At 52.9% G+C, this 12,327-nt stretch carries 8 protein-coding genes, 1 pseudogene and 1 CRISPR repeat array; of the genes and pseudogenes, 1 reads left to right on the forward strand and 8 read right to left on the reverse strand.

Annotated elements, in window-relative coordinates:
* Positions 1-299 precede the first annotated feature (299 nt).
* From cas6f to clpS, 8 genes and pseudogenes are all read right to left on the reverse strand, one after another.
* Positions 300-854, reverse strand: a complete 555-nt coding sequence (gene cas6f, locus ACMYSL_RS19050; RefSeq protein WP_434659519.1) for a type I-F CRISPR-associated endoribonuclease Cas6/Csy4 — start codon at positions 852-854, stop codon at positions 300-302.
* A gap of 9 nt (positions 855-863) precedes the next feature.
* A complete protein-coding gene (gene csy3 / locus ACMYSL_RS19055) occupies positions 864-1,865 on the reverse strand; it encodes a type I-F CRISPR-associated protein Csy3 (protein ID WP_434659521.1) in 1,002 nt (333 codons plus the stop codon).
* A gap of 10 nt (positions 1,866-1,875) precedes the next feature.
* Positions 1,876-2,811 (reverse strand): type I-F CRISPR-associated protein Csy2, encoded by a 936-nt coding sequence (gene csy2, locus ACMYSL_RS19060; RefSeq protein WP_434659523.1) that lies wholly within the window; start codon positions 2,809-2,811, stop codon positions 1,876-1,878.
* Positions 2,808-4,121, reverse strand: coding sequence for a type I-F CRISPR-associated protein Csy1 (csy1, locus tag ACMYSL_RS19065; protein ID WP_434659525.1), 1,314 nt, complete (start codon positions 4,119-4,121; stop codon positions 2,808-2,810). Before csy1 ends, csy2 begins: the two co-directional genes overlap by 4 nt.
* 17 nt (positions 4,122-4,138) lie before the next feature.
* A pseudogene (gene cas3f / locus ACMYSL_RS19070) lies at positions 4,139-7,376 on the reverse strand (type I-F CRISPR-associated helicase Cas3f).
* Positions 7,373-8,356 carry a type I-F CRISPR-associated endonuclease Cas1f gene (gene cas1f, locus ACMYSL_RS19075; RefSeq protein WP_434659527.1) on the reverse strand — a complete coding sequence of 328 codons (984 nt, stop codon included), beginning with the start codon at positions 8,354-8,356 and terminating at the stop codon, positions 7,373-7,375. The pseudogene cas3f and the gene cas1f overlap by 4 nt, the downstream one beginning before the upstream one ends.
* Before the next feature lie 192 nt (positions 8,357-8,548).
* A CRISPR array of direct repeats spans positions 8,549-8,936; the repeat unit is 28 nt; unit sequence TTTCTAAGCTGCCTGCACGGCAGTGAAC.
* A 195-nt stretch (positions 8,937-9,131) separates the two neighbouring features.
* Positions 9,132-11,414: an ATP-dependent Clp protease ATP-binding subunit ClpA gene (gene clpA, locus ACMYSL_RS19080; RefSeq protein ID WP_181482853.1), complete on the reverse strand. Its 2,283-nt coding sequence runs from the start codon at positions 11,412-11,414 to the stop codon at positions 9,132-9,134.
* A 31-nt stretch (positions 11,415-11,445) separates the two neighbouring features.
* A complete protein-coding gene (gene clpS, locus ACMYSL_RS19085) occupies positions 11,446-11,763 on the reverse strand; it encodes an ATP-dependent Clp protease adapter ClpS (RefSeq protein WP_112214662.1) in 318 nt (105 codons plus the stop codon).
* Between the two features lie 324 nt (positions 11,764-12,087).
* Here clpS and cspD point away from each other — a divergent pair, with 324 nt between their 5' ends.
* Positions 12,088-12,318: a cold shock-like protein CspD gene (gene cspD, locus ACMYSL_RS19090; RefSeq protein ID WP_110275216.1), complete on the forward strand. Its 231-nt coding sequence runs from the start codon at positions 12,088-12,090 to the stop codon at positions 12,316-12,318.
* Positions 12,319-12,327 lie beyond the last annotated feature (9 nt).

Raw genomic sequence — 12,327 nt, forward strand, 5'->3', positions numbered from 1 at the left:
CATCGGCGAAATTTCTTTCTAAGCTGCCTGTACGGCAGTGAACCGATAAAAGCAGCCATCAAAGCTGGCGTAGCGTTTCTAAGCTGCCTGTACGGCAGTGAACTGGAGCAATTTAGCAACAACCATTTGATTTAAATAAAAAACACCCACATTTACCCAATAAACCCTTTTCTGACCAGTGCATAGCTGTCATTTAAAATCAACAACATAGCATCACGTTCTAAAAAAGGGTTTTCTGATTACCCGGCGAGGAATTCTGCGTAGCGCCGGTTGATTCCCATCCCTCGCCAACGGCAGCGCTAAAACCAGGGGATAGTCGCGACGTTACTTAGCCCGTAGCTGCTAAATTTTCCTGACACGCGCAGCCCCCTCAGTTCACCGTGACAAACAAACAGTGGGAACATCTGCCCATTAGAGAGACTTTTCATATTCAGCCAGGGAAGATTCGTCGATTGATCCTGCATGGCGAGCAACCGCTTATCCGCTTCATCCTGCGTCAACCAGCCTTTTCTCACCGAGCGGCGCATCAATCGCTCCGGGCTACTTTTTACCTGTACCCGGCTGACGCTGCGCCAGCCTTTTATCTCCGGTACCGGCATCACTCTCCCGCTCTGACAATAATCATTAAGCCCCTTGCGCCACAGCGTTTCTTCCAGCGCAGACAGTGCGGATTCCTCACCATGTAAGCGTAATAATGGCCCTGGTTTTATTGAGAATTCAGGAAAACTTACGCCAATATCACCCCGACCTCTGGCCCCTAAAGCACGGTGTAGCTTTGCAAACAGGGCGGCCATAAGCATCTCCTCGCCAAACTCAGGGTCAGGTAGAACGCGGATATCCAGGAAATAGTCCACGGCGGCTCCTTATTCGCTTTTCTCACCAAATACGCCACCGCGGATGAGAACCGCCATCACGTAATGCTGTTGTTCAACATCCGGCTTAACGCCCTTTGTCACCCAGTTATCCAGCAGGGTGTAAAAATCCATCTTATCCTTCGGCTGGCGGCAGGCCACACCACGGCTGGTCACCGAGCCGTACGGCTCCACCGCAATCGCCCCCAGCTCGTCAACTTTAGGGTGCCAGGTATCAATGGTGCGCAATGCATTGCCAATTTTTTGCGAGTGGATCCCGGCAATACCCGCAACCTGATACAGCACACGGCTTTTACTGCTGTTGCTATCCAACACCAGCTCTTGCGATGGGAAGACCTCTTGTCCTGCCCCCAGACGAACCTGAGCGGTGACCGTTAGCATCACCCATTCCTGACCACGCAGCCCTTTTTCAATTAACGCAGAAAGAGAGGTTATCGCTGCATCGTCTTGCCCGAACTCACGCAAAGAGTAGTCATGACTGTTAAATACCCACGTCTGCTCTTGCGCGCTCACGCTAACCTGAACCTGCTCAGCGCCAATACGGTTGCGCCACAGAAAACGTCCGTTGGCGAGGTTAGCGGCATAGCGACGAGTCAGTTCAGCAAATCCCTGCTCGCCCACATAGCCCTCAATCACCTGCTGAAGCGCATCCTGGTAAGCCATGTCGTTACATACTGATGGCGTAGATAAATTGCCCAGCACGCGTAGGGTAAAGACCACTTTCAAGGTGTCAGCATCGGCGGGTAACGCTGCCGTGTCTACACGCTGCAGGTTTGCTTTTTGGATCTCAGCATCCAATTTTGTCGGATCGCTGGCGATCGCATTTTTAAGTCGGTTCGAGATGGTTCCGCGAACCGCTTTTTCCTGAATTTCGATCGGTTTCCAGCATTCACTCTGCCAGTTCCCCGCATACATCATTGCATCAGAGGTAGCGAGCTTGCGCTCAAATGCCAGTACGGAAGCCGTTTTTACAGATACAGGAGCCTTTGCCATAGTTATGTCCTTATTCGAAATCGTCGTCTTCATTGAACGTAAAATCATCAGCAACAGGCGTAGCAGAACAGTAGTAGCCTGTGTCCGTCGTGCGATAGCGCCAGAAAAGCGGCTGAATATCGGCTACGCGATGTAACCCGCGCCATTCACCTACGCCATAAACAGCCTCAGCGAACGCAAAGGGCGTCGTCGTATCGCGAACGTTGCCAACCTCGCCGGGAGCATACAGTTGAGAAATGCGCTGATACCCGCACATCAGCGGTACCAGGTAGCCCGGCATGGGTTTGGGTTGATAGTCCCAGATTGCGCTATCCCCTTCTGCCGATGGTACGGCTTGATATTTAATTGCGGCAAAATCCAGCCAGGCATCCAGTAAAGTGCTTTCCGGATACTGCTGTCGCCGTGCATCATGATGCTCCATCAACCATTCGCTGCGATCGTAGAGCGCAAAACCCGGCATCAGCCGCCAGAGGATCTGACGCAGTTGCTGTTCATTATCAGGTGTATGAAATATCTGCGGATCGCGCATACTGACAATGCTTCCCCCCGCCAGCTTCTGGCTCTGACAGAGCATTTTCAGGTCTGAACACAGTGCAGTTTTGCCATAATCGCCGTTGGTTATCTCCCCCTGACACTCAATCAGCAGGGAGACCGTGAGGTGCATTCGCCCCTCTTCGTTAAAAGAGGCCGTTTTTCCCTCTTTGGTCAGCGGATTGCGGGTTAACGCAAACTGATAGTCACGCCCGGAGGTATAAGCCTGGACATGTTGTTCATGACTGATAACCGCGCAGCCCGTAAATCGCACGCGATACCCGGCGCTGACTTTACGGGAAAGTGCATGAACGTAGCCCAGAAAGTGGGTCATCGCCGGGAATCCCCAGGTCAGCCCGGACACCGCATTAGCATTTTCAATACGCACATGGGGCAATAAAACCAGGTAACTCATTTCAGCGCCTCCTGCACGATGGCTTCCATTTCGCGCATCCGCTTGCGAAACAGCGATTGGGTTCGCCATTCCCGCCGTTCCACGATACCGACATCCAGACGCGCTTTGTTCAGACGCTGATTCAGCCAGCGCGCAAAATCATCCGCGACATGTAATTGCCAGTCACCTTTTTCACGCTCAAGGCGAAAGGTTTCGTCTGTTTCACCGCGCCAGGGATCGAGCCAAAGCTGCTGATGAAGGGGTAATTCAGGACTGTTGTCGCTCCAGCCCTGCCACTCTTCCTGCTGGAAAGTGGAGGCATGCATAAACAGCAGATCGATAAGTTCGTCGACGTATCTCGCTCGTGCACCGCGAATATGGCGATTATTTTTATCGGCATTCTCTTTCAACAGAAAAACCATTTGCGAAACAATCCCGGATGCAGCGCGGTTAAAGACCTCGCGTAACGCAAAGATATTGCTCATATTTTGCGGCGCTCTATCCAAAATCCTCCATTTTGGCGGCTGCGACGGCAGCAGCCAGATCCGCCCGCCGCGCAAACTGTTTAGCGCAGAGATATTCTGCGGCTTGGTGCCGCCAAAATGCATTTCGGCAAGATTGGGATAGCGCACATCGGGCTGCTCATGCCATTTGCCAGCCCGGTGAGCCTCACGCACCGCTTTTGCCTCTTCGCCAAATCGCGCTGCGACCATCTTTTCATGCATCGCCTGGGCCAGAGACGTGGCAAACAGCGGGGACAACAGGTGATAACCCTCCCCAACGGGAAAATAGATCTGTTTGGCGAGCTTATGCGAGGTGGGTTGAGCCGGAATTAACGCCTGAGTAAACCCAGCAACCCACTGCGCCAGTTGAGCTTCGTTTTCGGCAAAAGCCATCAGCGGACGATGTTCACCGCGTTTCAGGCACGCCAGCAGCGAGTCGCCATCCACATTGGTTTGCAGCAGTTTTGCCACATCCAGGGCGGCCGCGTTTCCGACCGCATCGGCGGATAGCTGAGGCAACGCTGCGGTACTTAAATAGCCCTCGTCGCCCGGCGTTTCGCGGTAAATGCTGCTGCTTTTTGAGTCACCGTGGGTGAACTTCGCCGCATGGGTGACAAGGCTGATTTGCCCTGCCCGTCTTGCCGCATCCGTCAGCCAGCTGCGCGGCTGATATTTTACTTCAAGGTCTTGACGCTCCTGCGCAATCACGCTGGCGTCTTCGCCCTGTGCCAACCGTTTTGCCGCCTCTTTTTCGAAGGCCTCTAACTTGGGTTGCCTTCGGGAGGCGATGTAGTCGGTAATAAAGGTGGTCAGTGCTTCGTTTGTCATGACTGCTCCTGACATCGTTAATGTATATCCCTGTAAACACCCAGCCACGGGTGATAATTCCAGTCGCTGATAGCGTCCTCCTCATGACTCACTGGTACCCGAATCTCGCCGAACATAGCCCCCACGCGGTCAATTTCGATGCACTGCGATTCAGCCATCGCCAGCATTGCTTCTCGGTAATCCACGTTTACCCAGCAGGCTACGCCGTCGGCAAATTCCTGGGCCTGAAATACAAATTTATCAGAGGCTTTGACGCTGCCGTCTTCAGCGAAAAAAGCAAAGCAGGGCTCACTCTCCTCATCATCCATATAAAGGAAAAATGGGGCGTCCGGCTGCGACTGACGAAACGGCGTTTTGCGCTGCATCCAGCCGCTCCAGGTCACAGGCTCACGCCACCAGCTTGCTGCAATCACCTGCCGACTTTTGCTGCTCAGTAATTCATTCTTTAGCCGTTTATGTTCCAGCGCAGCCAGTTGGTTTTCACCCTTTGCAGGCAAAATTCTCGGCAGCGCGTTAATCGTTTGATAATCCTGCAGCGGCAGCAGTTCGCGCAGATCGTGGCTCATTAGCAGATGGTTTTTATTTTCAAATCCCGGCTTGCAGAAGGCAGGAGACTGATTGCGTAAAGCCCGAATGTTGTGGCTCAGGATCGCCAGATTCTCACTCTCAGGAACCTGGCGACGGTGGCGCTGAACGCGACCGGCAAACTGAATGATGGAACGCATTGAGCTGGGCTCAATAATGCCCCAGTTGGCGTCCCAATCGCGCCCGACCTCCATGACGGATGTCCCTAGCACCACGAAAAGATGATGCTTTTCCGGGCGACTGCGAAGCGCTTTTTCAACAGCCGGGTGCTGCCAGAGCAAATCGGGCTGGTGACGAGTAAAAGCACCATCCAGGCACGTTTCAATAGCTGAACGGACCGCCAGCGGATGCCGACTGTGATAAACGCAATAATGAATACAAACGTCTTGTGGAGAAGGCGTCGCAAAAAGTGCTTTTGCTACCGCCACCAGCGGATTGATATTCGCCAGACGCACCAGACCCAGCGATACGGTTTTACCGCTTTTGTGCAGTTCCTTGTGCGCCTGATGAAGGCTCAACATTTGCGTATGGATGGCTTGTGCAACGCTCACAATGACATCAGAAGCCGCTGAAGATTCCTGGCATACGGGCACAATCCGGCCAAAATGTAGCCTCGGTTTCGCCGCCAGCATCTTTGCGCGTTGCGCAACAAACGCGCTGTGTGCATCGCTAAAGGAGCGTCCATCTGCGATCTGTTGCGCACACGCGCCCTTCTCATCAAACCAGGCGCAGCAAAGATTGACGGGCCTGTCGCTAATCCCGCAGGACGCTTGCCAGACTTTTCGTCCGGCCAGATATGCAGCAAACAGCGCCTGGATTAGGTCCGGCGGCAGCGTAGCCGAGGACAGCAGCACGCGGCTCCCCAGCATCCCGGCCCAGTTCACCAGGCGGCAGACCGCATGAAGATCGGCAATATCAAAATCATCTGGCTCGTCCAGCACCAAATCGCTGGTCAGCAACCGCAGCATGGCGGGTAGCTGCTTTCCGCCCCGCACACCTTCCGTTGCTGGGATCAGGTGATCGAGAGTGGTAACCAGCACGGGCGCACTGACCAGCGCCGATAATTTATCGTCGCCGCTCAGCCATTTTTCCAGAACCCCTGGCTGTGTACTGCCCGCATACTGCACATACTGTCGCTCCTCAGACAAACTTTCCGCCGAGGCGCTACCCCGGTCGGGTTCCGTTCGCTGCTTCTGCTGCCATAATTGCGTTACCGCCGCCGAACCGATCAGCACCGCCAGGTCGTCGTCATCCAGTTTCAGACGACTACGCAAAGCATCTCCGGTCTGTAGCGTCAACGTTCGCAGCCCCAGCGCGACGGTAAAGCGGCAGCCTTCCTGTTCATCCGCTAGCGCATACATAATTCGCGCATTGGCGAACGTTTTTCCGCAGCCGGTAGAGGCCATATTGACGCCAAAAAATCCTTCTTCCCGGCTCCGCTCACGCAGCGCGACGGCCACGTCCCACGCTTTATTCTGCCAGTGGAAGCGGATTTGCCGCCCGTTCCCGGAAGCCTTTGTGCCGCGCAATGGCCGGAAGTGAGGAACGAACGCGCATCAGTTGCCGCCCCAAAAGTAACGCATGATGTGCCACACCACAAAGATGCTCATCCACCCGCTGTTTCAGCGCACCGCTGTTACGATCGCTGTTGGCCCAGATACAATATTTCGGATCCTGCCATCGTGGCTGTGGATCGCTGGCGGAATAAAAGTGATCGGCCAGCATCAGACAAAAACGCGCCATATGCAGCGTGAACAGCCGATCCATCTGCCCCCAGTGCTGCAATGCCACAGCATTTTTAGCGCGTCGGGCAATCTGCCTGGCTTTTTCTCGCCAGGTGAGACTTTGCAACGGCGTTCCCTGCATAAAGGTCCAGACCTTACGAAAGTCGATTTCTGACCATTCGTCGCCGTCATGATTCAGGGCATTCCAGTCAGCGTTAAGCTGGTTCTCCAGCCAGCGGCCGCAATCCTCCGACGACTCGTGGCACTTACTGCGTAAATTTTCGGGCAGACGATGATGGGACAACATCAGCCAGGCAATCACTTTCGCCAGCGGAGGAAGCGTGCGGAAAGGACTGTCGGAAAAGTGCGGATTATCTTTACGCAGCCTGGCGAGTAGTTCAGCGTCATCATCCGGCGAAAGCGTTTCAAGTTTAGCCAGCCATTGCTCATCATCTTGTTCGCCGACAAATGCCTGAAACAGACGAACAGAAACCCATTCATGCCGGTAAGGCTGGAAGCTTTTAGCACTTTTACCCGTCAGGCTTTCCTGAAAACAGCGACCCGATTTACCAAAATCATGAAACAACCCGGCAATAGCGGCCAGCAATGCGATACTTTCGGTGCATTGCCAACGCTGGCCCTCATCAGAAACCCAGCGCGAAGAGGTGGTGCGATGAGTCGGTACTCTCCCCTGCGCATTAAAACGACGGGAATTGCCGACGATCCACATTAGCTCAGACTGCCCGCTCTTTTTTATCCAGTGGCAGGCAACCGCCGTATTGCGTCGCGCGGTTTTGCGTAGCAATTTGCGAAGGGTTGTGAGCCCTTCCATCGTGATAGCAGTTTGCCAGGCGCTGCTTCCCATACGCTCAGCAAACTGATCGATAATCCGACAGCTCTCTTCCCTGGCCTTCTTCGTGCATTGCGAGATAATCAGCACATTCATTCTGTACTCCCGCCCACTTCGGCAGCGGTTTCCTGCAGTGCGGTAATCATTAAATCAAGCGCGTCTGCCTGCTGAAAATGATTAATGCAGGCCTGCCTGAAAGCCTTATCATCATCACCCTGCATGGCGGAGATAAATGCCTGCGGCATCACCAGCGCATCTTTAATTAAATCAGCAATATCAAAGACCAGCCCGCCGCGCCGGGTTTTGCCATGCATAACGGCCAGACCGTGAGGGATGCCGGTGACCCACGCGGCGACGGCTGCGAGTCCATAGGCCAGATAATTCCCCTGATCGAGGAAACGATTCGCCAGATCAATACCGCCACCACGTTTTGCGCGTTTAAAATCGCCATATCCGGAGGTCTGGCTGATAAGTTTGTATAAGGCTTTGGTTAGCTGCGCTTCCTGTAGCATCAGTGAGGTGTGGTTATCCGCCTCCGCCATACCTGCCCGGGCACGTTCAGTTAATCCCAGCAGTTTTTCTTTATTCACCGGGAATTTCGATTCACACTGCATCCGGCTACCGAGCCAATGTTTTTCAATTTGCGCGAGACGGATATTTTGAAAACATTTCGCCGCCTGTAAGCGCTTTGACTCCGTAAACCAGAATGAAACCCAGCGCTGCAAATACTCCGTTGGTCGATATTCGCTTTGTGGCGACAGCCAGGAAACGTCAATATCGACTTCATTTGCCGCATATAACGGTGTTCCATCCGTACCGCAAAACCCCACCATGACGCCCGCGCGGGCGAATTCACGCATTGCCGCCTGGCTTACCGATGTTCCCATCCCCAGCATAATTGCCGTGGTGTTCGCGATCGGGATATTCCAGTAAAAAGATTCGCGCCCCTCGCTGGTGACATATTCCACCCTGCCGCCATTGACCTGCACTCGACATTTTTCCAGATAGTAAATATTGGCGCGTTTTGAATGAAGAATCGTTTTTAAATCAGAGGGGGCAATATATTTCGCGGGCATAGTCACGTCCTGTGGCTCAATGTCGATTGCTGTTTATAAAAACAGTATATTAGATGTAATATTTTGACATTAATCCCAAATTTGAAAATAAATGATGATTTTTAGTGCCTGATTCGGGGATGGAAATTGGGGTTTTATGGCTGCCTGTGCGGCAGTGAACTTCCTCAAACCGGCACATGGTTATTGCAGAAATTTCTAAGCTGCCTGTACGGCAGTGAACCCTGACGTGCTCGTGGGCGGTACGCCGTGCCATTTCTAAGCTGCCTGCACGGCAGTGAACTGCGCTGCGTTTGTTGTCTGGTGCCACCAGCATTTCTAAGCTGCCTGCACGGCAGTGAACAAGAATCCCCGATAGTGTAAAAGCCGATTTTTTTTCTAAGCTGCCTGCACGGCAGTGAACAGATCTGGGGCTTTAAGCCCCAGCTTTTAAGATTTCTAAGCTGCCTGCACGGCAGTGAACGCAAAGATACGATCAAACCCCGCCACGCTCCCTTTCTAAGCTGCCTGCACGGCAGTGAACGTAATACCGGCACCAGGATTAAAGCGGCATTTTTTCTAAGCTGCCTGCACGGCAGTGAACTGGACAGACTAAGCCCTACCATATTGTTATTACTGAAATTAATCAACAAACCCCCGCTATAACCCTAATTTCCCACTTGATTACCATCTTTTTTAAAATCAAAGAGTTAAAAATACGCCAATAAAAAGGGTCCAGCGTAAAGGCGTAAAAAAACCGGCCCTGAGGCCGGTTTCCCGTGTTTAACACAAGAGCATGTTAATGCGCCGCTTCCGGTTTGTGCTTCTGCGCACTCTGAAACTCGTAGGTCAACGCATTTTTCTCTTTATCCAGCTCAACGGTCACCTGACCGCCGTCAACCAGTGAGCCAAACAGCAGCTCGTTGGCCAGCGGTTTCTTCAGGTTGTCCTGAATCACCCGCGCCATTGGACGTGCGCCCATGGCCCGGTCGTAGCCTTTCTCTGCCAGCCAATCACGAGCTTCCTGGCTGACTTCCAAAGACACGCCTTTCTGATCCAGTTGAACCTGCAGCTCGACGATAAACTTATCCACCACCTGATGAATAACCGTCGTAGACAGATGATCGAACCAGATAATATTGTCGAGACGGTTGCGGAACTCCGGCGTAAAGATTTTCTTGATCTCATCCATCGCATCCGGGCTATTGTCCTGATGGATAAGGCCAATGGATTTACGCTCGGTTTCACGCACCCCGGCGTTGGTGGTCATCACCAGCACCACGTTGCGGAAATCCGCTTTGCGGCCGTTATTATCGGTCAGCGTCCCGTTATCCATTACCTGCAGCAGCAGGTTAAAGACGTCAGGGTGCGCTTTTTCGATTTCATCAAGCAGCAGCACCGCGTGCGGATGTTTGATAACCGCATCGGTCAGCAGCCCGCCCTGATCGAAACCAACGTAGCCCGGAGGCGCACCGATTAAACGGCTGACGGTGTGACGTTCCATATATTCGGACATATCAAAACGCAGCAGTTCAATACCCAGCGACTTCGCCAGTTGCACGGTCACCTCGGTTTTCCCAACCCCGGTCGGCCCGGCGAACAGGAAAGAACCAACAGGTTTATGATCATGACCCAGCCCGGCGCGCGCCATCTTGATGGCTTCGGTTAACGCTTCAATCGCCTTATCCTGACCAAAGACCAGCATTTTCAGACGATCGCTGAGGTTTTTCAGCGTATCGCGATCGCTGCGGGAGACGCTCTTCTCAGGAATACGCGCAATGCGCGCCACCACGGATTCGATATCCGCCACGTTGACCGTTTTTTTACGCTTGCTGACCGGCATTAAGCGCGCACGCGCACCGGCTTCGTCAATCACGTCAATCGCCTTATCCGGCAGATGACGATCGTTAATATATTTCACCGCCAGCTCGACCGCCGCACGCACCGCTTTCGCGGTATAACGCACGTCGTGGTGCGCTTCGTACTTCGGCTTCAGACCGTTGATAATCTGCACCGTCTCTTCCACGGAAGGTTCGGTTATATCAATTTTCTGGAAACGACGCGCCAGCGCACGATCTTTTTCAAAGATATTGCTGAACTCCTGGTAGGTCGTCGACCCCATAACCCGAATTTTACCGCTGGAGAGCAGCGGCTTAATCAGGTTAGCGGCATCGACCTGCCCGCCAGAAGCGGCGCCCGCACCGATAATGGTGTGGATTTCATCAATGAACAGAATGCTGCTGGTATCTTGTTCCAGCTGTTTAAGCAGCGCTTTGAAACGTTTTTCAAAATCGCCGCGGTATTTGGTGCCTGCCAGCAGTGAGCCGATATCCAGCGAGTAGATAGTGCAATCAGCCATCACTTCCGGTACGTCGCCCTGCACGATACGCCAGGCAAGCCCTTCAGCAATGGCGGTTTTACCGACACCGGATTCCCCCACCAGCAGCGGGTTGTTTTTACGACGACGGCACAGTACCTGAATAGCGCGTTCCAGCTCTTTCTCGCGACCGATCAGCGGGTCGATACCGCCAACGCGGGCAAGCTGATTGAGGTTGGTGGTGAAGTTTTCCATACGATCCTCCCCGCCTGCTTGCTCTTCGCTGCTGCTGGGCTGGCTTCCGCTGTTATCGGAAGACTGGCTCGGCTCGTCTTTACGCGTACCGTGAGAGATGAAGTTCACCACATCAAGTCGGCTGACTTCATGTTTACGCAGCAGGTATGCCGCCTGGGATTCCTGTTCGCTGAAAATCGCAACCAGCACATTGGCGCCGGTGACTTCGCTACGACCAGAAGACTGAACATGGAAAACGGCACGCTGCAACACGCGCTGGAAGCTCAGCGTCGGCTGAGTATCGCGCTCTTCTTCCGTTGCAGGCAGAACGGGTGTGGTCTGTTCGATGAAGGCTTCAAGTTCCTGACGCAGCGCGACCAGGTCCACGGAACACGCTTCAAGCGCTTCGCGGGCCGAAGGGTTGCTAAGCAGCGCCAGCAACAAGTGCTCGACGGTCATGAACTCATGACGGTGCTCGCGCGCTCTGGCGAAAGCCATGTTTAAACTGAGTTCCAGTTCTTGATTGAGCATAGGCACCTCCCCCAATTTTCGTTGCCTGAATTCAGGCTTTTTCTAGCGTACACAACAACGGATGCTCGTTCTCCCTCGCGTATTCGCTCACCATCGCAACTTTGGTTTCCGCGACTTCTGCGGTAAACACGCCGCAAATCGCTTTACCTTGATAGTGAACTGTAAGCATCAGTTGCGTTGCACGTTCAACATCATAAGAAAAGAATTTTTGTAACACGTCAATAACAAACTCCATTGGAGTGTAGTCATCATTGACCAATATCACTTTATACATAGATGGCGGTTTAAGCGCATCTTTAACTTCGTCCTCTACTAGCTGATCGAAGTCTAACCAGTCTCTCTTACTCATCGTCAGTGTTCATCATCGGTTGCTGTTGCCAACAGGCGGCCGCCTGTCGATGACCAGAGGCTATGCACATCACAAATCTACAATAGATCATAGATAACTATCATCTATTACTTCCATCCGCGATGTCTGTCACATTCCCCGGCAATAGCGTTAACTGCTTCAAATTTTGACGCATTTTTCACCGTCCCCCAACGTCAATTGCTTGACGCATTTCCTGATTTCTCTAAATTGTAGTGGCGAGAGTTGGCGAGCAAATGAACAACTCGTCACTCCACTACCGGTTCATTCCATCTTACCTATAAGATTTACGAAGGATGTCGAAGTATGGAAATGGGTACTGTTAAGTGGTTCAACAATGCCAAAGGGTTCGGTTTTATTTGCCCTGAGGGCGGCGGCGAAGACATTTTCGCCCATTACTCCACCATCCAGATGGATGGTTACAGAACGCTAAAAGCCGGACAAGCCGTTCGGTTCGATGTTCACCAGGGGCCAAAAGGTAATCACGCCAGCGTGATTGTCCCTGTAGAAGTAGAAGAAACGGAAACGGCCGCATAACTCTTTTGC

Source organism: Klebsiella sp. MISC125, assembly GCF_051131775.1.
Taxonomy (GTDB): Bacteria; Pseudomonadota; Gammaproteobacteria; order Enterobacterales; family Enterobacteriaceae; genus Klebsiella.